Source organism: Aurantimonas sp. HBX-1 (assembly GCF_021391535.1).
In the GTDB taxonomy this organism is placed as follows: domain Bacteria; phylum Pseudomonadota; class Alphaproteobacteria; order Rhizobiales; family Rhizobiaceae; genus Aurantimonas.
Genome location: NZ_CP090066.1, coordinates 624860 through 646112, shown reverse-complemented (window position 1 = coordinate 646112; position 21253 = coordinate 624860). Strand labels below are relative to the sequence as shown.

Annotated in this window: 19 protein-coding genes; 8 read left to right on the top strand and 11 right to left on the bottom strand. The window is 64.6% G+C overall.

Annotation, left to right across the window (positions count from 1 at the left end):
* Window positions 1-5: 5 nt before the first annotated feature.
* The 5 genes from LXB15_RS02940 to LXB15_RS02920 all read left to right on the top strand — a co-directional run bounded on the left by LXB15_RS02940 (window position 6) and on the right by LXB15_RS02920 (window position 5864).
* Entirely contained in the window at window positions 6-1535 is a 1530-nt protein-coding gene (locus LXB15_RS02940) for an FGGY family carbohydrate kinase (protein ID WP_233950800.1), read from the top strand.
* A 38-nt stretch (window positions 1536-1573) separates the two neighbouring features.
* Window positions 1574-2512: an ABC transporter permease gene (locus LXB15_RS02935; RefSeq protein WP_233953033.1), complete on the top strand. Its 939-nt coding sequence runs from the start codon at window positions 1574-1576 to the stop codon at window positions 2510-2512.
* A 45-nt stretch (window positions 2513-2557) separates the two neighbouring features.
* A complete protein-coding gene (locus LXB15_RS02930) occupies window positions 2558-3490 on the top strand; it encodes a substrate-binding domain-containing protein (RefSeq protein WP_370640161.1) in 933 nt (310 codons plus the stop codon).
* 63 nt (window positions 3491-3553) lie between these two features.
* Window positions 3554-5068 (top strand): sugar ABC transporter ATP-binding protein, encoded by a 1515-nt coding sequence (locus LXB15_RS02925; protein ID WP_233950799.1) that lies wholly within the window; start codon window positions 3554-3556, stop codon window positions 5066-5068.
* Between the two features lie 31 nt (window positions 5069-5099).
* The gene (locus tag LXB15_RS02920) at window positions 5100-5864 is read left to right on the top strand and encodes an SDR family oxidoreductase (protein ID WP_233950798.1); all 765 of its coding nucleotides are present in this window, start codon (window positions 5100-5102) and stop codon (window positions 5862-5864) included.
* Window positions 5865-6452: 588 nt separating this feature from the next.
* Here LXB15_RS02920 and LXB15_RS02915 read toward each other — a convergent pair.
* The 5 genes from LXB15_RS02915 to LXB15_RS02895 form a co-directional block, all read right to left on the bottom strand.
* Entirely contained in the window at window positions 6453-7466 is a 1014-nt protein-coding gene (locus LXB15_RS02915; protein WP_233950797.1) for an SMP-30/gluconolactonase/LRE family protein, read from the bottom strand.
* 160 nt (window positions 7467-7626) lie between these two features.
* On the bottom strand, window positions 7627-8940 hold the full coding sequence (locus LXB15_RS02910) for a TRAP transporter large permease subunit (protein WP_233950796.1): 1314 nt from the start codon (window positions 8938-8940) through the stop codon (window positions 7627-7629).
* Complete coding sequence (locus LXB15_RS02905; RefSeq protein ID WP_233950795.1) at window positions 8937-9470, bottom strand: TRAP transporter small permease subunit; 534 nt, start codon at window positions 9468-9470, stop codon at window positions 8937-8939. The genes LXB15_RS02910 and LXB15_RS02905 overlap by 4 nt, the downstream gene beginning before the upstream one ends.
* Before the next feature lie 68 nt (window positions 9471-9538).
* A complete protein-coding gene (dctP, locus tag LXB15_RS02900) occupies window positions 9539-10579 on the bottom strand; it encodes a TRAP transporter substrate-binding protein DctP (RefSeq protein ID WP_233950794.1) in 1041 nt (346 codons plus the stop codon).
* Window positions 10580-10632: 53 nt separating this feature from the next.
* Window positions 10633-11946 (bottom strand): hydroxymethylglutaryl-CoA reductase, degradative, encoded by a 1314-nt coding sequence (locus tag LXB15_RS02895; RefSeq protein WP_233950793.1) that lies wholly within the window; start codon window positions 11944-11946, stop codon window positions 10633-10635.
* Window positions 11947-12073: 127 nt separating this feature from the next.
* On the opposite strand from LXB15_RS02895, the gene LXB15_RS02890 reads away from it, so the two are divergent.
* On the top strand, window positions 12074-13456 hold the full coding sequence (locus tag LXB15_RS02890) for a PLP-dependent aminotransferase family protein (RefSeq protein ID WP_233950792.1): 1383 nt from the start codon (window positions 12074-12076) through the stop codon (window positions 13454-13456).
* Window positions 13457-13805: 349 nt separating this feature from the next.
* Here the strand turns inward: LXB15_RS02890 and LXB15_RS02885 are convergent, their stop codons facing one another.
* From LXB15_RS02885 to LXB15_RS02870, 4 genes are all read right to left on the bottom strand, one after another.
* Window positions 13806-14240, bottom strand: a complete 435-nt coding sequence (locus LXB15_RS02885) for a VOC family protein (RefSeq protein WP_233950791.1) — start codon at window positions 14238-14240, stop codon at window positions 13806-13808.
* A gap of 23 nt (window positions 14241-14263) precedes the next feature.
* The gene (locus LXB15_RS02880; RefSeq protein WP_233950790.1) at window positions 14264-14734 is read right to left on the bottom strand and encodes a MarR family winged helix-turn-helix transcriptional regulator; all 471 of its coding nucleotides are present in this window, start codon (window positions 14732-14734) and stop codon (window positions 14264-14266) included.
* A gap of 377 nt (window positions 14735-15111) precedes the next feature.
* On the bottom strand, window positions 15112-16380 hold the full coding sequence (gene fabF, locus LXB15_RS02875; protein ID WP_233950789.1) for a beta-ketoacyl-ACP synthase II: 1269 nt from the start codon (window positions 16378-16380) through the stop codon (window positions 15112-15114).
* 71 nt (window positions 16381-16451) lie between these two features.
* Window positions 16452-16952, bottom strand: coding sequence for a MarR family winged helix-turn-helix transcriptional regulator (locus LXB15_RS02870; protein WP_233950788.1), 501 nt, complete (start codon window positions 16950-16952; stop codon window positions 16452-16454).
* Between the two features lie 105 nt (window positions 16953-17057).
* Here LXB15_RS02870 and LXB15_RS02865 point away from each other — a divergent pair, with 105 nt between their 5' ends.
* Complete coding sequence (locus tag LXB15_RS02865) at window positions 17058-17714, top strand: serine hydrolase (RefSeq protein ID WP_233950787.1); 657 nt, start codon at window positions 17058-17060, stop codon at window positions 17712-17714.
* Window positions 17715-18042: 328 nt separating this feature from the next.
* On the opposite strand, the gene LXB15_RS02860 is transcribed toward LXB15_RS02865, so the two are convergent.
* A complete protein-coding gene (locus tag LXB15_RS02860; RefSeq protein WP_233950786.1) occupies window positions 18043-18942 on the bottom strand; it encodes an SDR family oxidoreductase in 900 nt (299 codons plus the stop codon).
* 96 nt (window positions 18943-19038) lie between these two features.
* Between LXB15_RS02860 and LXB15_RS02855 the strand changes: the two genes are divergently transcribed.
* Window positions 19039-19875, top strand: a complete 837-nt coding sequence (locus LXB15_RS02855; RefSeq protein WP_233950785.1) for a helix-turn-helix transcriptional regulator — start codon at window positions 19039-19041, stop codon at window positions 19873-19875.
* Window positions 19876-20323: 448 nt separating this feature from the next.
* On the opposite strand, the gene LXB15_RS02850 is transcribed toward LXB15_RS02855, so the two are convergent.
* Window positions 20324-21232, bottom strand: a complete 909-nt coding sequence (locus tag LXB15_RS02850) for a LysR family transcriptional regulator (RefSeq protein ID WP_233950784.1) — start codon at window positions 21230-21232, stop codon at window positions 20324-20326.
* Window positions 21233-21253 lie beyond the last annotated feature (21 nt).

Sequence of the window (21253 nt, the reverse complement as noted above, 5' to 3'; positions counted from 1 at the left end):
CGACGATGCGCGAACTCGTCCTCGCCATCGACCAGGGGACCAGTTCCACCAAGTGCCTTCTGGCCGACGCCACCGGCGCCGTCGTGGCCTCCGGCGCAGCCCCGCTCGGCGAAAGCTGCCCTCGTCCGGGATGGGTGGAGCAGGATCCGCAAGCCATCTGGGAAAGCGTGGAGAATGCCGTCCGCGCGGCACTTCCGGCCACGGACCCTCTCCGGATCGCCGGCGTCGGTTTCTCGACACAGCGCGAATCTGTGCTGCTCTGGGATCGCGGAACCGGCGAGGCCTTGTCGCCGCTCCTCTCATGGCAGGACCAGCGCACCGCGCCGCTGGCGCGCGCCATCGGCACGGCCGAGGTCCGGCGCACGGTGCGGCGGATCAGCGGCCTGCCGCTCGACCCCATGTTCTCGGCGTTGAAGGCGCGCTGGCTGCTCGATACCTACGACCCGGACCGAAAGCGCGCCGAGGCGGGGGAGATCGTTCTCGGCACGGTGGACAGCTGGCTGCTGTCACGCTTCGGCACCGAGCCCCTGATCGAGATCGGCAATGCCTCGCGGACCCAGTTGCTCGACACCGGCGCCGGTGCCTGGTCGGAGGAACTCTGCGCCCTGTTCGGCGTGCCGATGGCGGCGCTTCCGCGCATCGTCGCCTCCACCGGACCCTTCCCCGCCGTGCGCCGCCTGCAGCCCCTGCTGGATGGTACACCGGTGGCCGCAGTCATGGGGGACTCCCACGCCGCACTGTTCGGACATGGAGTCCGGGCGCCGGGTGTGGTCAAGGCGACTTACGGCACTGGCTCTTCGGTCATGGGGCTTGTCGGCGCCGCCAGCGAGCGGATGGACCCCGGCACCTGCCTGACGATCGGCTGGCAGATCGCCGGACAGGCGCCAGCTTTCGCCGCGGAGGGGAATATCCGATCCTCCGGGGCGACGCTGAAATGGCTTTCTTCAATCTTCGGCGTATCCGTCGATGCGCTGGTGGACGAGGCGCTGGCCGGCGAGGCAGCAGAGGACGAAGACGGAGCAATTCATTTGGTTCCGGCCTTCAACGGGCTCGGCGCGCCGCATTGGGACGATGCGGCAGTGGCCATCCTTTCCGGCTTCCGCCTCGGCACGCCGCGCGGCGCCCTCGTTCTCGCAGGGCTGCGGTCGATCGCCCACCAGATCACCGACGTGGTGGAGTCGATCGAGTGCACTACCAACCGGCCCGTCGACACGCTTTTCGCCGACGGCGGCGCTGCGGCCAACGACGCGCTGATGCAGATGCAGGCTGATCTCGCCGGGCTGACTGTCCTGCGCTCGCCGATCGTCGGCCTGTCGGCCATCGGCGCAGCCCACATGGCGGGCCTGAGCGCGGGATTGCTGACCGAGGAGACGCTGGCCGCGCCTAAGCGCAGCATTTTCCGTCCCCTCCTCAGTGCAGAGCGTCGCGCCCGGTCGCGAAGCGGATGGCGCGCCGCGGTGGACTGCTCACGCTTCGGGGCGCCCCCCCTCGGGCGCCGGCGAGAATGCAGACCAGGGCGGGAGGATAATCCGTGAGCACTGCGACGACTGACAAGACGCCCACCCGTTCGCGCCTGCGGTTCGAGATCGGCGGCGGCGTCGCCGGCCCGCTGATCGGGCTTATTCTCCTGTGCGTCGGATTCTCGCTCGCCTCGGAGTACTTCCTCTCCTTGCGCAATGCGCTGAACATCCTCGACCAAGTGACGGTGCTCGGAATCCTGGCGATCGGCATGACGATGGTGATCATCATCGGCGGCATCGATCTGTCGGTGGGTTCGGTGCTGGCGCTGTCCATGATGATGATGGGTTGGCTAGCCAAGACGGCAGGCCTGCCACTGCCGGCTGCCATGGTACTTGGCGTGGCCACCGGCGCTGCCTGTGGCCTCGTTTCCGGAAGTCTCATCACCTTTGCGCGCCTGCCGCCCTTCATCGCCACCCTCGCGGTGATGTCGGTGGCGCGCGGACTCGCCAACATCCTCACCAACGGCCAGCAGATCGTCGGCTACCCGTCCTGGTTCACCGGACTGGCGACCGTCCGCCACCTCGGCTTCTTTTCCGTCACCGTGACGGTCTTCATCCTGCTAATGATCGCGGCAGGGATATTCCTGCGCTACCGGGCTACGGGCCGAAACCTCTTCGCCATTGGCGGCAGCCCCGAGGTGGCGCGTCTCGCCGGTATCGACGTGCGTCGGTACACGCTCGTGACCTACGCTGCGGCGGGAGCGCTTGCGGGCGTTGCGGCCGTGACGATGGCCGCCCGTCTCAATTCGTCGCAGCCGAGCGCCGGTCTCGGCATCGAACTCGACACGATTGCGGCGGTAGTGATCGGCGGCGCGAGCCTCGCCGGCGGCGTCGGCTCGATCGCCGGCACGCTCCTGGGTGTTCTCATCATCGGCGTCCTGCGCAACGGGCTCAATCTCGTGGGCGTCTCGCCTTTCTTCCAGATGGTCGTGATCGGCTCGGTCATAGCATTGGCCGTCACCTTCGACACGCTGGGCCGAAACCGACGCTGAGATCGGTCCGGCAATGACTTCACACCGAGCAATAGGGAGGACCACATGCTCAACACCACCAGAAATCTCGCCGCCGCACTCATGCTCTCGGGGGCGATGCTCGTCGCTACAGCAAGCGCTCAGGAGAGCCAGACGATCGGGCTCGCCGTGGCCAATCTTCAGGCGGACTTCTTCAACCAGATCAAGCAGTCGGTCGAACGGGAGGCTGAAAAGCAGGGGGTCGAGGTGATCACCGTCGATGCTGCCGGCGATTCCGCGACGCAGGTGAGCCAGATCCAGGATCTCATCACCCGCGATGTCGATGCGATCATCTACATTCCTGCGGGCGCGACGGCCGCCAGCGTCCCGGTCGAGGCTGCGAAGACCGCCGGTATTCCGGTGGTCGCAGTCGACCGCAACCCGCCGGACGCTCCGGCCGATACGTTCATTGCCACGGACAGCGTGGCGGCAGCCAAGGAACTCGGCGAATTCGTCTGCGAGAAGTCTGGCGGTACGGGCCGTCTGGCCGTGATCCAGGGCCAGATCGGAACGACGCCGCAGATCGACCGCGACGAGGGCTTTGCCGCGGCCATGGCAGATTGCCCCGGCATCGAAGAGGTTGCCCGGCAGGCCAGCAACATGTGGATGCAGGATGAGGGCTTCAACATCGCCCAGGCGATGATCCAGCGTGATCCGGAGATCACCATCTTCTGGGGTCAGGCAGACGCGCTCGCACTCGGCGCCGCTCAGGCTGCGGCCGTGGGGAATCTGTCGGACGTGATCGTGGTCGGCTTCGATGGCGACGTCGCCGGGCTGGAAGCAGTGAAGTCCGGCACGTTGACTGCCACCATGACCCAGCAGACCCAGCTTATGGGCCGCCTGGCATTGGAGTCGGCGCTGAAGCTCGCCAAGGGGGAGAGTGTCGAGGCGGAGCAGCTCCAGCCGGCGACGCTGACCACCCAGGAAAATGTCGAGCCCTTCATCGCCGAGCACCCGTAAGCCGAAACAACGGGGCGGCGGACAATCCGCCGCCCTCTACCGCGCCGAGGGAGGTGAGCCGCGTTGAAACCTCAACCAGCCATCGTCGATGATGACGCGTCTGCGGCGAATTTTTCTCTCCGCGGGATTTCGAAGAACTACGGCGCGATCCGCGTCATCGAAGGCATCGATCTCGATATCCGGGCCGGCGAGTGCCTCGCCGTGCTCGGCGAGAACGGAGCAGGCAAGTCCACCCTTTCCTCCATCATCGCCGGGATCGTGCCGCCGACGTCGGGGAGCATGAGCTGGCGCGGAGAACCTTTCGCGCCTCACTCGCCAGCCGACGCCCTGTCACAAGGGATTGGCCTCATTCATCAGGAGATGCAGCTCCTGCCCCATCTCTCCATCGCGGAGAACGTCTTCGTCGGCCGACTGCTCATGCGCAACGGCCGCCTCGACCGCACGGAGATGAACCGTCGGGCGGAAATTCAGCTTCGCCGCCTGGGACTCGACGTTCCGGCCACGACACTTGTCGGCAGCCTCAAAGTGGCTGCCCAGCAGCAGGTCGAGATCGCCAAGGCGCTGACCCTCGAAGCGCGGCTGTTGATCTTCGACGAGCCGACCGCCGCTCTTGGCGGCGATGAGACAGATCGGCTGTTCGCGCAGATCGAGCGGCTGAAGCAGGAAGGCGTTGCCTCAGTCTACATCTCGCACCGGCTCGAGGAAATCGGCAGGATCGCCGATCGCATCGCGGTGCTGCGTGACGGCAATCTGGTCGCGCTGCACGAGACGGCGCGGGTGCCTGTGCGTCAACTCGTCGAGGAGATGGTCGGGCGAAGCGTGGAACGTCTGTTTCCGGACCTCGGCACGCCACAGCCCCGCGACGTGTTGACGATCGCCAACTTCTCCTCGGCGGAGGGGGCATTCGAGGACATCTCGCTCTCGGTTCGTGCCGGCGAAATCTTCGGCATTGCCGGCATCATCGGTGCCGGGCGGACAGAGCTGGTCCGCGCCATTGCGGGCGCCGACCGGCTGAAGGGCGGGACGATGACACTGGACGGCAGGGTGGCGCGGCCCGGCAGTCCACGAGAAGCCTTGGACATGGGGATAGTGCTTGTTCCGGAGGACCGGAAGGGCCAAGCGTTGCTTCTCCAGAAGAGCATCGAGGAGAACGTCGCGGTCGGCAATTTCGATCTGATCGGGAAGAGCGGCTGGGTCCGGCCTGCGCGCACGCGCGCCCTCGCCGAAAAGGCGATCGCGGCGATGGGCGTGAAGGGCAGGCCCGATCAACTCGCCATGCGCCTGTCAGGCGGAAACCAGCAGAAGGTGGTGATCGCCAAATGGCTGGCCCGCAACCCCAAGCTCTTCATCATGGACGAGCCAACACGAGGCGTCGACGTCGGCGCGCGGGCGCAGATCTATGAGGCGATCGTTTCGCTGGCGAAATCCGGCATGGCGGTGATCCTCGTGTCATCCGACCTCGACGAGGTCATCGGCCTGTCGCACCGCGTGCTCGTCCTGTCGCGCGGCCGCAACCGCGGCATCCTTGATCGCGAGCACGCAACCCATGTCGCGATCATGGAGCGCGCGACCCACTGATCGCCACCTCACCCGGACGGGAACCAGCTTTATGACGCTCTTCGATCTTTCCGGCGAGACTGCCATCGTGACAGGCGCCGCTTCCGGCATCGGCCAGGCAATTGCCATCGGCCTTGCCGAGGCGGGAGCGAACGTCGCCTGCCTCGACCGTCCCGGCAGCGACGGCTTCGCCGCTTCCTCACATGGCATCGAGCAGCACGGCCGCCGCTGTATCGTGCTGGAGGCCGATGTCCGTGACGCGAGCGCTCTCGCCGAGGCGGTGGCCCGCCTGGAGGCCGAGCTGGGGCCTCTGTCGGTCGCGGTGAACGCAGCGGGCATCGCCAATGCGACTGCCGCCGAAGACATGTCCGAAGAGCAATGGCGAAACATGCTCGACATCAATTTGACGGGCCTGTTCCTTTCGGCGCAGGCAGAAGCGCGCGTGATGCTGCCGCGCGGGCGCGGCTCCATCGTCAACATCGCCTCCATGTCGGGCTCGATCGTCAACCGCGGGCTATTGCAGGCGCACTACAACACGTCGAAGGCTGGTGTGATCCACCTCTCCCGAAGCCTCGCCATGGAATGGGCGGAGCGCGGCATCCGCGTCAACGCCATCAGTCCGGGGTACACGCTGACGCCGATGAACCTGCGGCCAGAAGTTGCCGAGCAGCGCCGAATCTTCGAGGAGACGACGCCTCTGGGCCGAATGGCCGACGTGCGTGAGATGGTCGGCCCGGCGATCTTCCTTTCCAGCGGCGCTGCCTCCTTCGTGACGGGACATGATCTCATCGTCGATGGCGGCTTTGTCTGCTGGTGACTACTCCGGGAATGTAGCCGCACGATGAATGGTGCTCTGAAATGCTCTCATGCTGCTAGAGCATTAAGGGGTAGATCTGGGGGTATGGTACGTTTAGATGGATCTTTCCATCAATAAAAACAATAAGGTAACTCGAAAAAGCGACTCTGTCCCTGGCACCAATCACCCCTGCAGCAGCGACCAGCTAAGTCCTGAAGGATATCCGCAAGCTCTGCACTGCACCGCAAAGGCTTAGCGTCCAACGTTTTCCGGAGACAATGCGAGACATCCGCGAGAGTTGGGGGCAATCGAGCTGTTCGTCGATCCACGCCTGGCGCCGCTTCAGGAGGTCGACGGGCTAGAACTTCTGCAGCAGATCGAGAGCAAAGGCACCTACGAGACGTCGCGGCGCGTTCGAAGCTCCATCGTCGAACGGCATGACATCGCGCCCTGCGAGCGATGCAGATGAAAACACCGTTGCGCCTACAGAGAGACTGCTCTTGAAACGCAAAGAGTTCCGAAATTCCGAGATGAGCCTTGAATTTCATTCCCGAGATCCACTCAGCACGCGACGAGCTGAGTGGACCTCCCGCCTCCAAGATGTCTCTCCTACTCGTCGATCGCGAAGGTTGGCGCCGCCTTGGCCAAGGCTCGGACGGCAAAAATCGTCGAGCCGCGTCCCTTGTCCCAGTCGTTGGTCAATATCAGCATCTCGTCGGTTCCCGGCCGGATGGCCATCGAGGTCGAGCGCAGATTGTGGCCTTCGTCCCGCCCCGGCAGCAGATACTGTCCGATCGGCAGGCCGAGCGGATTGAAGACCAGGACACGCGCCTGGCCATACATGGCAACATAGACGTTTCCGTCGGCATCGAGCCGCAGCGAGTCGGGTCCGGCGCCGGTAAAGGTGTAGGTGATCACATCGCCGAACGGGGCGACGGTCGTGGCGTCGCTGAGCGACACCCTGTGCAGCTTGCCGCCGGCCAATTCGGTGACCCAGAGCGTCTTGCCGTCAGCGCTGAGGCCGATGCCGTTCGCGATCCGCAGGTTGGGCAGGATGGAAACGGGATCGCCGCCATCCGGGCCGACATAGTAGACCCCGCCGTCGGGACGGCTGGACCCGCCTTTGAAATCGGTGAAGTAGAATCCACCCTGCTTGTCGAAGACGAGATCGTCGGCGAGGAAGCCGCTTGAGCGGGGCACGATTTCCTCGATATTCGTCCCGTCGGCGTCCATGGAAACCACCGACCCCTGTGCCGCGAAGTCGCCGAGTTCGGCCATGTAGATGCGGCCGTTCTTGTGGACCTCGAGGCCGGCGGGCCGCAGTTCGTTTTCTCCGAGGACGGTGGACAGTTTCTTGTCGGGCGTCAGCCGGTAGACGCGGCCGCCGAAGACTTCACAGAACAGAAGATCGCCGCTTGGCTCGAAGACAGGGCATTCGAGCTGGAGTGGCTGGTCCGAGACCTTGAAGTATTCGACGGCCTCGACTGTCGGCAGATCCGCCTCGCTGACCGGTAGCGGCACCGCGCTTCGCAGGGCATCTGGCAGGTCCAGCGAAGGCAGGACCCGGTCGCTTTCCTGCGCCACTGCACACACGCTCGTCAGGAGAAGCGCCGCCAGCGCCATTTTTCCGATCCGTATTCCACCCATGTTCGTTTCCTCCTCTTTTGCTGGTTTCCTATTTCGCAAAGCCGGATCGTCATCCGCCAGCACCCCCCTCGAGCCGCATCCGCAGCGCGATCGCACGTCGCTTCAGCCGCGCCCGTTCGGCGCCGACGCCGAGCGATCAACGCGACATCAGCGCCGGCAGGAACGTCGTAAGCCCGGGAAACGCCACGCAGATCAGGAGCCCGGCGAGCTGGAGAAGAAAGAACGGCACGATGCCGCGATAGACCATCCCCATGCCGACCTCCTTCGGCAGCGTGCTCTTGATGTAGAAAAGCGTGTAGCCGAAGGGCGGACTGATGTAGCCCATCTGAATCGTCAGCGCGTAGAGGACGCCGAACCAGATCTCGTCGAAACCGAGGAAGCGGACGACGGGAAGAAACACGGGAACGGTGAGCAGGATGATGCCGATCTCGTCGAGCACGGTGCCGAGAAAGATCAGGATCAGCATCATCACCGCGAGAACCAGATACGGGCTGACCCTCAACTGCTCGATCGCGCCGAGCAGAGCGTCGGCGCCGCCGAGCCCGGTAAAGATAGCGACATAGGCCTTCGCGCCGATCGTGATCCACATGATCATCGCGGTGGCCTTCAGCGTCACGAGGCAGCTCTGCGTCAATGTCGGCCATGTCAGATGCCGGCGGGTGGCCGCGGCCAGGGCCGCGCCGAAGACACCCACGGCCGCCGCTTCGGTGGGCGTGGCGATGCCGAAGAAGATCGACCCGAGCACCATGACGATGATCAGCGAGGGCAGGACGAGCGTCTTCAGCGAGCGGAGCTTGTCGGCAAGGCTCGCCCGCGGCGCATCGGAAACGTCGGGGACGAGTTCCGGCCGAAGCCACGAGATGACGACGATGTAGAGAATGTAAAGACTGGCCAGCAGGACGCCCGGCACGATGCCGGCGATCAGCATCTTCCCGATCGAGACCTGCGCCGTCACCGAATAGACGATCGTCAGGACCGACGGCGGGATGAGGATGCCCAGCGTGCCGGCGGCGCAGATCGTGCCCGTCGCCAGCCGGGCGTCGTAGCCCCGGCGCATCATTTCCGGCAGCGCCAGGATCCCCATCGCGGTCACGGCGGCGCCGACGACGCCGGTCATCGCGGCCATGACGACACAGATGACTACGGTTCCGATCGCCAGCCCGCCGCGGATGCGGCCGAACCAGAGTTCCATTGCCCGGTAGAGATCCTCGATGATCCCGGATTTCTGCAGGATCACCGCCATGAAGATGTAGAGCGGAATCGCCAGCAGTGCCTCCGAGCGCATCGTGTCGAAGATCTGCAGGACCAGGATGATCAGGGCGTTGGCGTCCCAGAACAGCACGGTGAACAACACCGACAGGCCGCCGAGGACGAAGGCGACCGGCAGTCCCGTCAGGAGAAAGACGGTGAGGCCGGCGAACATGAAGATGAGGATGCCGGTGGAGCTCATAGGCCGTCTTTCGTGCCTTCATCGGCTGGCGGCGTCACGTCGTGGAAGAACAGCCGCAGCCACTCTGCTGCGGCCTGCAGGAACAAAAGGACCAATGCGATCGGGATCACGAACTTGATCGGCCAGATCACCGGGTTCCACGATGTGTAGGACGTCTCGCCCAGACCGTAGGACTGCACGGCGAAGGGCCAGGCATAATAGAGAAGGATGATCGCGAAGGCGGCGATGACCGGATAGTTCAGGAGGTCGAAGACCCGGTTGACCCGCGGCGATGCCGCCTGCCGCAGTAGGTCCAGATTCACGTGGCCGCCGGTGTGGAGCAGATACGGGCCGCCCAGCAGGAAATACGGTCCGAACAGCAGCGTGGCGAGCTCAAGTCCCCAGTCGGACGGCGCGTTGAAGCCGTAGCGCGCGACGACCGCATACAGCATGACCGGAACGATCAGCAACAACAGCAGGCTCACCGCATTGAACAGCCATCGATTGACCGCGGTGACGGACCGCACGAAACCATCCACGATACTGGGCATAGGGCTCCCTCCTTGAGCGTCGTCGACGGCCGGCACGAGGCGGGCCGTCGACGCTTGTCGCGGACGGTCTACTCGATCAGTCCGAGCTCACGCATCTGCTCGATCTGCGAATCGAGGATTCGGGTGGCGAGTTCGTCGCCTTTGGTCGCCTCGCGCCAGGCCTCGGCCGCCACCAGCCGAGCCGCCTTGATGTCAGCCTCGTCCAGGGTGATGACCTCGACTCCCTGCTTCTCGAATGCCTCGAGGGCGGTGGTGTCGCTCTTGGCCTTCGCCGCCTGATAGGCGGCCGACACGTCCTTGGCGGCCGTCGCCAGGGCTTCCTTGTAGCTCTCGGGCAACTGGTCGTAGGCCGCTTTGTTGGCGACGTAGGAGGTCGCGGTCGTCGGCTGGTGGACCCCCGGCAGGATGATGTATTCGGCGACCTCGCCGAGGCCGGCATCGAGATTGGCCTGCAGGTCGCCGCGGTCGGCGAGATCGATCAGGCCCTTGTCGAGTGCCGAGTAGACCTCGCTGGTCGGCAGCGGCGAAACCGCGACTCCGAACTTGCTCATAACGCCGGAGGCGAGACCAACGAAGCGACCCTTCTTGCCCGCGAGATCGGCAATCGTCTCGATCCGGACCTTCGAGTGGATGGGCTCCTGGTCGTAGAAGGTCGGGGCGATATACTGCAGGCCGGCCGGGGCATAGGCCTCCCGGGCCATCTCCAGCCCGCCGCGCTCGTAGAACCAGTCGGCATATTGCTGCGCTTCGGGATAGCCGAAGGGGATGGTGGCGGTGAAAGCCAGCGCCGGGATCTTTCCGGCCTCATAGCCATCGAAGGTCTTCATCAGTTGGAACGCGCCGCCGCGCACCGCGTCGAATGCCTGGGCCGGCGGCACGATCTGGCCAGCGGAAAACAGCTCGATCTCGAAATTCCCGTCCGTCAGCTCGGCGACCCGATCAACGTACATCTGCTCGTATTTCTGCGGCGTCGTCCCGCCGTCCCACAGCGCCTGCATGCGCCACGAGACCTTCTCCTCCTGGGCCGAAGCCGGCTGCGCCAGCACGGCAAGGGACACGGCGGCGGCCGAAAGGCACAGCACCGACCGGCGGTTCGGATTCCAAGACATGTCATTCCTCCTCTTTTGTTTTCACGCGTTTCTTCGGCCGCCAGAGCGATCCGTCACTCCCCGCGCAGCTGTGCCAGAAGCGTCTGCGCCCGATCGGTGCGCACATCTCCCGCCTTCACCAGCTCGGCTGCGATCGTCTCCACCTCTTCGCCGAGGGCGCCGGCGACGATCGCGATGTTGCGGGCGTGAAGCGCCATGTGGCCTCGCTGGATACCTTCGGTGGCGAGCGCCCTCAGCGCCGCCATGTTCTGGGCGAGACCGACGGCCACGGTGACTTCCGCCAGCTCCTGCGCGGTCTTGACGCCGAGGACCCGCAAGGCGGCCTGGGCCGCCGGGTGCGTCTTGGTCGCGCCGCCGACGAGGCCCACCGCCATCGGCATTTCGATGGTCCCGACGAGAGCCCCCGCGCTGTCGACTTCCCAGGTCGACAGCGAGGTATAGGAACCGCTGCGCGCGGCATAGGCGTGCGCGCCCGCCTCGATCGCCCGCCAGTCGTTGCCCGTCGCCACGATCACCGGATCAATGCCGTTCATGATCCCCTTGTTGTGGGTCGCCGCCCGGTAGGGGTCGATCACCGCGAGTTCGTAGGCTTCCAGTATGCCGTCGATCATGCGGCGCCCGGAGAACTCCTTGGTGGCCAGCGCCTGTTCCGGAACGCGAACGCGGGCGCGGGCCAGTCGCTGGTCCGCCAGGTTCGACAGGATGCGCAGGCGCACGGTGCCGCCTGTCAGTTCCGCGACCGTCGGCGCCACCGCCTCGGCCATGGTGTTCACGGCGTTGGCTCCCATCGCGTCGCGGACGTCGACGAGCAGATGCAGGACGACCATCGGGCCACGCGCCGTCTGCGGGAAGACGTGCACCTCGATGTCCTTGCAGCCGCCGCCGAGCTTAATCAGCAGCGCGTCCCGGCTGTTGGCGATGGCGAGGATCTGCTCGCGCGCCGCAAGCAGCTTCGACCGGGCGCCGTGCGGGTCGGTAATTCCGACGAGCTGGACCTGCGCGCGCATGACGGGCGCCGTCGACGATGTCTGGAAGCCGCCATTGTCGCGGGCGATCCGTGCCATGTAGGAGGCAGCTGCAACGACCGAGGGTTCCTCGACCACCATCGGCACCAGATAGTCGCGACCGTTGATGGTGAAGTTCGTGGCGATGCCGAGCGGCAGCTGGAACGTGCCGATGACGTTCTCGATCATGCCATTCGCGCGGACCGGGTCGAGAGCGCCGGACTGGCCGAAGATCGCGACGTCGCTGTCGCCGAGGCCCGTCGCCTCAGCCAACATCGCGAGGCGTTGCTCGGGCGTCTTGTTGCGATAGCCTTCCAGGCGTGAGTTCACCGCCTGCCGAGGGGCGTCCGTCGGCCGATCCATTCTTCCTCCCTGCACATCTCGAACTTGGATGCTTGGTGGAATTGTCCTAGAATATCCGGGACAATCAAGGGACAATTACGGGTGTTTCGACCAGTACTGTCCCATCCAGTAAGGGGGGACGGTTTGCATGGCGCTTGAGCGCACGCGGGTTGCGGCCATCGTCGAAACCGTATCCGCGAATCTGCTGCAAGGTGCCTACAAGATCGGCGAGCGGTTGCCGTCGGTGCGGCGAGCTGCGCAGGCCCACGGCGTCTCCAAGAACACCATGGCCGAGGCCTACGACCAGCTCGTGGCCCAGGGGCTGCTGCAGGCGCGACCTGGATCGGGCTACTACGTGTCTCGACGTGACTTGCCACAGGCAAGCACCGCCTCCCCGCATCTGGCAGCCGCCATCGATCGCGTCTCCCTGCTGCGCGAGCAGCTCGACCGTCATTACGAGGTGCGGCCGGGCGACGGGCGGCCCCCGGCGTCATGGATGGAAGGATCGGAGCTGCGGCGTCATTTTTCGGGATTGCGGGCCACCGGACCCGACGCCGACGATTTCGGCTACGGCAGCGTTCGGGGCTTTGCGCCGCTGCGCGAACGCCTTCGCCTGATGCTGATGGAGCGCTCGATCGCCGCCGCCCCTGACGGGGTGTTGCTGACGCACGGCGCCAACCATGCGCACGACCTGATCATCCGGCATCTGCTCGAGCCCGGCGATACGGTGCTCGTGGACGATCCGGGCTACTATCCGCTGTTCGCAAAACTGGCGCTGGCGAAGGTCAGGATGATCGGCGTGAACCGGACGCAGGACGGGCCGGACCTCGACGATCTCAGGCAAAAGCTCGCTACCACGCGCCCCAAGCTCTTCTTCACGCAGTCGCAGGCGCACAATCCGACCGGCGGATCGCTGTCTCCACCCGTGGCGTTCGGCATCCTCCAGGCCACGGAACAGTGGGGAACGCTGGTGGTCGAGAACGATGCGTTTGCGGACATCGTGCCGCCGGCGATGACGCGCCTGGCCGCCCTCGATCAGCTCAACAGGGTGATCTATGTCGGGACCTTCTCGAAGACGCTGTCCGCGAGCCTGCGATGCGGCTTCCTGGCGGGACATCCCTCGCTCGTCCAACCGCTGACGGACATCAAGATGCTGACCGGCGTCGCGACCTCGGGCTATGTCGAGCGCTTCGTCTTCAACCTCATCCAGGGCGGACAATATCTGCGCCATCTGAGGCGTTTGCGGTCTCGCGTCGAAAGCGCCAACCAGCTGGTAACGGACGAACTGGAAACCATCGGCCTGACGGTTCGCCCGTGCAAGGTCCCCGGTTTCTATCTTTGGGCCGAATTCGCGGAGGGCATCGACGAGAACGCGCTGTGTCAGGCGGCAGCCCAGGAAAGCATCTTCTTGGCGCCCGGATCGATCTTTTCACCGAACCGGTCGGCCCATGCCCGTGCCGCGATCCGCGTCAACGTCGCCTATGGCGCCGATCCGCGCCTTCTCGATTTTCTCAGGAAATCCGTCCGTTGAAACCGGCCGGGTTTTTCCGCCTCCTAAAAGCAGCCGTTCACGTAGGCACCTCAGAACAGGTTACGACGTTTCGCCTGCCGACAATCGCATTGCCGGATCTGCCCGCACGAGGTCGATCAGGAGCTCCACGATCAGAATGGAAAGATTAGGCGAGTTTCGACCCTTCCGGCCCGATCCGATTGGCCGTCGGTCCCGTTCGCAAGCGGACGATGCAGCGGCTCACCTACGGCTGCGATGGCTGGCGCAGTTGGTGTCAGGTTCTCAAGCTACCGATCGCACCATCGCTTGGTCCTCTGCTGCCCGGCGGCCGGATGACGCCGGCCGAAAAGCCATGCGGGATGCTGTCGCGTCAGATCGGTTGCAGCAGCTCGGTGACGTTGCCCCACGGATCGCTGAAGAAGGCGACCCGCACTTTCCAGTCCTGGTTGTCGGTGGGATCAAGGGTGATCCGCACATTCCGGTTGCGAAGGACGCTCACCGTCTCGTCCACGTCGTCTACCCAGAGGGCAAAATGATGCCACCCGTGGCGGGCGAAGCTCTCCATGAGTCCTTCGCCGTCAGGGCGATCGTCTTCGCCGCCGCCTGAAGCCAGTTCCAACTTGAACTCGCCCCCGCTCGCGAACTCCAGCTCCGTAAAGGTCAACGGACCTAGCGTGAATGCACGCGTCACCCTCATGGCAAGCTTGTCGCAATACCATGCGATTGCAGCCTCCCGGTCGGGCACGCGCAGCCCTTGGTGGGCGGGCCGCATGGTCGCCAGAATGGCCGGGTCCGTCTTGCCCATGGAAGCTTCCGTCATGGTTCCACTCACTGTCCGTCACAGTTGGGTTGTTGTTCGTCGAGGCGACGCCGTACTTCCCGCAGGGCGTCGGTGGCGTCGCCGAGCGCCGTGAGCGACAATCCGTCCAGCACCGCTTCGGCCCATCCCCTCTGGCGGGCCATGGCCTGGTCGTAGAGACTTTCGCCTTGCTCCGTCAGCGACACGAGCTTGGCGCGTCGGTGATGCGGGTTGTCTTCGAGACGAACGAAGCCGACGCCGACCAGGTCGTCGACAACACGCTGAACGGCCTGTCGTGTCAGGCGCATGTTCCGCGCGAGATGGGCGACCGGCATCGCCACCGCGGATGACGCGACGGCTCCCAGCACCTGCCAGCGCGCGCTGGTCAGACCAAGGTCTCTAACGAGGTCATCGCCGGTCGCCAACAGCGCCCCGTTCAGTCGGAACACCTCCAGGATGAGATCGGTCAGGACCTGATGGGGCTTGGGTTCAAATGCCATCGAACATCTGCATGCCTCCCATCTTCGCAACAAGCTGCCGATATAGCAACATGCTGTCAATTTCAACAGAGGCGGTGAAAATCGAGACGGTATGGGCGTCGGTTGTCACGACACGGCGGGACCCGTCACCGGCAGTTCGAGCGCTGATCGACTACATTGCCAATGGAGTTCCCGCCCGCCATTGCAGTCGGCCATCGGGCATAAGGGGGAGATGCCGACTGGCTGGCTTCTTTTGACCAGCCTCAACTCTAAAGCTGCCGGATCGCGATCCACCCTTCGCGAGAGTCACCTGTCATTGCCCGTCGCTTGAGAGCGGGCATCAAGTCCGCGAAGCTCATTTCGGGCGAGATGGCCTTCGCCCCTCTTTTCTCGCAGCCCTAGTTGAACCGACTGAACACCAACGCGGCGTTCACGCCACCGAAGCCGAAGGCGTTGGAAAGGACGTGATCTACTGCCGAGCAACGTGCGCCATTCGAAAGCAGGTCGAACTCATCGGCTTCCGGCATCGGGCGATCGATGTTCAGGCTCGGCGGCAAGGTCCCATTCCGGATTGCAAGAACCGAGAACACCGCTTCGATCGCCCCCGCTGCGCCCAGCATGTGACCCGTCGCCGACTTCGTGGAACCGATCGGCGTACCGCCCCCAGCGGGTCCGAAGACGCGACGCAGCGCGGCCAATTCCGCCGCATCGCCTACAGGGGTCGATGTGGCGTGCGCGTTGACGTAACCTATGTCCTCGGCCGTCAGCCCCGCCATTCCGATCGCAATTTCCATCGCACGGGCTGCCTCGCGGCCATCCGGCCAGCCGGCGGTTACGTGGTGGGCGTCGGTCGTGGTGCCGTAGCCCGACAGGAACGCCAGCGGTTGAGCTCCGCGGCGCTCTGCATGGTCGAGCCGTTCGATCACCAGCATTGCCGCGCCTTCCGACAAGACGAACCCCTCATGGTCCGCATCGAAGGGGCGAGACGCGCGCTGCGGCTCGTCGTTGAAGCCGAAGGACAGCGCCTTGGCCGCGGTAAACCCGCCGATAGCGACCGGATCCACGCAACCTTCCGTGCCACCGCAGAGCGCGATATCGGCCTCGCCTGACCGGATCAGGCGCATTGCATCACCGATCGCCTGGGCGGAGGCGGCGCAGGCCGTCGTCGGAGAGCCCGCAGGTCCATTGAAACCGAATCGGATCGACACTTGACCGGCCGCAAGATTGGGGAGGAACGAGGGAACAACGAAGGGGGAAAGCCGGCGAACGCCACCCGCTCGCACCATCTCGCTCGCGTCGGTGATCGCGGGTACGCCTCCCACCCCCGTGCCGATCAGGGTCGCCGTGCGCGCCTGGTCCTCAGGCTTTGTCGGCCGCCAACCGGCGTGATCCAACGCCTCGACGGCCGCCGCCATGGCGTATTGGATGAAGAGGTCGCTCCGGCGTCTGTCGCGAGCATCCATGCTACGCTCCGGGTCGAAGCCCTCTGCATCCTCCATGATCGCGGGGACGAGCCCGGCGACCCGACACCTCCAATCGGTCGTGTCGAAACGGGTATTGATGACGACGCCGCTTCGCCCTTCGATCAGCCGACGCCAATTTGTATCAACTCCGGCACCCAACGGGGACACAGCCCCGAGGCCTGTTACAACGATCGGTATCGACATCACCGGCATCCCGTTCCTAACTCGAGGCGTGCATATACACACTATGAGTTAGACGCAATAAGGTCGCTTCGTCACTGCGTAGCCAGGCGCCGCACGACGCGCAGATAAATCTCCGCCTCCTCTTCCGAGATGCCTTCCAAGGAGCTCATGCGTGCTTCCGGCCATGCCGCCAGAAGCTGGTTGAGAAGGAGGCCGCCCGCTGATGTCAGTTCACAGACCCGCCGGCTCCTGGCCAAACCCGGAATGCGTTGGACAAGCCCCTTCTTCTCAAGGAGATCGAGATTGCGCGTCAGGCTGGTCCGGTCGAGAGCAATGCTCTCGGCCAAGGTCATGACCGGCTGCTCCGGCAGGAACCGGATGGCCGCCAGGAGAAAGAACTGCTGAACCGTCACGCCGTATGGCTTGAGCTTTGCATCCCACCGCTTGAGGAGCGAACGCGCGCTGGCGACTGTGTTGAGGACGAGACAATCGGCAAGATCGTTGGGTAGAGTCATGGTGAACCATTGGAAAGCCATCACTACGACGTCAAGACGTTTTGCCGTTGATTCAGCTTTGCCATTGTTGCTTCCCATCAGCGGACGGAGGGCTGTCGGCCCCATTCAAGACGAAGCAAGGGTCCGCTTGGCTAGCCGAAAGCAGCAGATGCCGTCTCCGCCGCTGAAACGCAGGAGGGTCGCATGACCAGCCAGTTCGATGAACTCTTCGCGGAGTGGTCACGTCCGAATGTTCCGGGAGTGGCTGCGGTTGTCGTCCGAAGCGGAGCTGTCCTCTTCCAAGGAGGCTATGGTGCGGCCGATCTCAACCATAGCATTCCAGTCGAGACGTCGACCGTTTTCCATGCCGCTTCAGTCTCGAAGCAGTTCACCGCAATGGCGGTCTACCTTCTAGCGCAGGAGGGCAAGCTAACACTCGAAGATGACGTTCGGTCGCTCGTTCCCGAGGTGCCAGACTTTGGAGAGCGCATAACACTCGACCATCTGCTGCATCACACGAGCGGCCTCCGTGACCAATGGGAGCTTCTAGGCTTCTCAGGCTGGCGATACTCGAAAGACCTCATCAGCGATGCCGACGTTCTCCACGTCGTGAGACAGCAAACGTCGCTGAATTTCCTCCCCGGCACTCGCTTCATGTATTGCAATACCGGCTATACGCTCCTTGCCCGCGTGATTGCCAACGTGTCGGGCCTGTCGTTCCGACAATTCACGTCGTCGCGAATTTTCGAGCCTCTTGGTATGGCTCGGTCCTTCTTTCGTATGGCATATCCATTGGAGTCGCTCCGTGCCCACTGTCGAGATGAAGTTCGGCCCCGCCGCAATGAAGCGCGCGCTCGCTGAGGCGGATGGGCGCATCCTTCGAATGCAGCGCTGGTGCCCAGCGATCCGGCTGAGACGGGCCTGACCATCCGCGTTTCGGGGCGAAGTGCAGACAATGTTATTTCAACATTATGTCGGCCTATGCTGACGTGCGCTGAAAGCGGGACCACATGAGAATTTTCGATAATGCGGCGGCACGCGACGCCATGGTCCTGACGGTCATCGGACTAATTTGTTGGATTGGAGCCGCACAGATGGAACGCGCTCGAGGCCCTATTGAGGTTCTTCGAGGAGCACGAGAACTGGCAAGTCGACGAAGCGCTCCTCGCGATCTTGATAGGCCTGGTCCTCAGTCGGGAATGGCGGAGTAGTCCATCCTCGCCAGGTTCTCCAAAAGCGTTGGACCCTTGGGCACCCAACCGAGCCGTTCACGGGTGAGCGCAGCCGAGCCCGGCATGTCGAAGGCCGCAAACCCCGCCATCCACCCGAAATGCTCCCCCGCATCATCTTCCGTCAACGAAGAGACCGGCACGTCCAGCCCGGCGCCGATCGCCTCAGCGATCGAGCGCACGGAAATGGCCTCCTCGGCGACCGCGTGCCAGCGGGCACCTGGCTCATGTCGCTCGAGCGCGAGGACGTACAGGCGGGCGGCGTCCTCGACGGCGGCGGCGCACCAGCGGTTGCCACCGTCCCCGACGTAAGCCGAGACGCCCTTTTGCCGGGCAAGCTCTATCAAGGGCGAGACAAGGCCCTGCTTCACCGGATCATGGATCTGCGACAATCGAACGACCCCTACGGAGACGCCCCGCTCCCCGACCGCCAGGCCCGCGAGTTCGCTGGCGATGCGGGGCATGGGGTGGTCACGGTCGAGCACGTCCTCACGCGCGAACTGCCCCGTTCCAGGGCTGCCCATGCCGACGGCCGAGGTTATGAGAAACGGCCGATCCGACCCAGCGAGTACGTCCCCGATCGCCGCGATGACCCGACGGTCCTTTTCGCAGCTCTCGGCGTACCGCGAGAAATCGTGGTCGAACGCCGTGTGGATCACGGCGTCGGCAGCCTCGGCGCCAGTGGCGAGTCCCGCCGGATCGTCGAGGTCGCCGCGGTGGACAGCGGCGCCGGCCAGTTCCAGCCGACGGGCACCGGCCTCGGACCGAGCGTTGCCGATGACTTGGTGGCCGGCGGCGAGCAGTTGCGGAAGGATACGGGAACCAACGAAGCCGGTTGCCCCGGTCAAGAAAACGCGCATGGGGACTCCTCGTGTCAGAGGAGAGGAATGTCGCCTTGGGGGCCAGCATGGTAAAGTAGTGATCTTATCATGGTATAGGCTTCAACAGGATCACCCATGCCCGAGGACACGGCAAACCAGTTCGGCATCTACCTGCGCGATCGCCGGACCCGCCTGGACCCGGCGTCGTTCGGTTTCGTCGGCGGCCGCCGTCGCACGCCCGGACTCCGCCGGGAGGAGGTCGCCGCGCGCGCGAACATCAGCCCGACTTGGTACACATGGCTCGAGCAGGGCCGCGGCGGAGCGCCCTCGGCCGACGTGCTGGATCGGATCGCCAAAGGGCTGATGCTTACCGAACCCGAGCGGGAGCATCTTTACATGCTGGGCTTGGGCCGCCCGCCGGAGGTGCGCTACCAGCCAGCCGACGGCGTCAGCCCACGGCTGCAACGCGTGCTCGACGCGATGCCACTCAGTCCCGCCATCATCAAGACAGCGACCTGGGACGTCGTCGGCTGGAACCGGGCAGCCGCCGCCTTGCTGACCGACTATTCCAGGCTGCCGAGGGAGGAGCGCAACATCCTGCGCCTCATGTTCAGCAGTAAGCGCATGCGCGACAAGCGGGAGGATTGGGAGAGCGTCGCTCGATTCGTGGTGGGCGCGTTCCGGGCGGACGTGGCACGGGCGGGGGCGAGCCGCAGTGCCGAGGCAACCGCGCTCGTCGACGATCTCCGCCGGACGAGCCCCGAGTTCGAGACGCTGTGGCAGGACAACGACGTGGTCGCTCACGGCGAGGGCGTGAAGTGCATCCACCACCCGGACGCAGGCTCTCTCGATCTGGAGTTCTCCTCCTTTGCAGTCGAGGGGCGGCCCGACCTTGGCATGATCGTCTACAATCCCGCGACCTCCGCGGACGCGGAGCGCTTGCGAACGCTGATCGAGGCCAGGACGGCTTGATCGGTTCTTGTTGATCCGCAAACCCGGTCCTTCAGGGCCGGGACAGGATCGACCGCCCGAAGGGCGCATCTCGAGCGGCACCGCTCCGAGCCGCGCAGGCTGACCACCTTCGACCAGATCAGGGAGATCCCGGCGCTGAAGGCGGAACTTCCGTTCCTCCGCCAGGACCCGAACCACCCGCTCCAACAGGCGATCGTCGACCTGCACCGGGCGTTCGCGAACGTCTTCGAAGGCCGTGCCCGCAACGTGGTGGCCGACGCCTTCATGCGTTGGATGGACGGCGTGCTGTCGCCTTGTCTGGCGTAGGAACCGCTGAAGAGTTCTCAACGTGTGCCGGAAAGAGCCTGCGGGCCGCAAATCCGGACTTGAGCTTGCCTCCACCGGACAGGCGATCCGGCCTTGGGTCGACAGCTTTCGCCCGACGAACTCCTCGGCGTATCTCAGGCGGCTAGCTCACCACGATTTCCTGTAGGTAGTTCAGGAAGGCGCGCACGGCAGGGTTTGACCCTCGACTTTCGGGCCAGAGCGCAGTTATGTCGTTTCGTTCGACGGCAAATGCGGGCAGCACGGGCACCAGTTCGCCGCGCGCGACGTAGGGAGCCGCGATCAACGTCCCGAGGATGCCAATCCCGCCGCCGGCAACAAGAGTGGAGGCCAGCGCTTCGCTCGCATCCACGATAATTCCCGATGCCGGCACGATTTCGACCTCGCGGCTCCCGATCCGGAATGGCCAGCGATAGATCTGCCCCGTGCTCTGATAGCGAAAGTTGACAGTGGCGTGTCCCTCCAACTCGTTCGGATGCGATGGCGTGCCGCGCATTGCGAGATAGCCGGGCGCTGCGAACGCGCAAAGTCGGTAGGGTCCGAGGCGGCGGGACAGGAGGCGCGAGTCTGCGAGTTCGCCGATCCGCACGGCCACATCGATCCCTTGCTCCACGATATCGATGATCTGATCGTTGACCCGCAGGTCGACGATGACGTCCGGGTATCGTTTACGGAATGCCGGCAGGGCCGGCGCAATGAGGTGGAGGGCAATCGGCAGCGATACGGCGATACGCAACGTACCGGATGGTACCGCCCGCGCCATGATCGCGACCTGCTCGATCTCCTCGGCATCGCGCAGGAGCTTGAGTGCACGTTCATGCAGGTCCCGGCCTTCCGGCGTCAGAGTCAGGGAACGGGTGGTGCGCGTGAACAGCGACACCCCAAGCCGCAGCTCGAGCCGCTGTACGCTTTTGCTGACGGCCGACGGCGAGATGGAAAGCGCCCGCGCGGCGGCGGTGAAACTGCCCATTGAGCCTGCTCTCGCGAACGCGATCAGACCCGTCAGCCGATCCAAACCCATTTGTTCCTTCATGGCACTACTAAAGCGCCTATC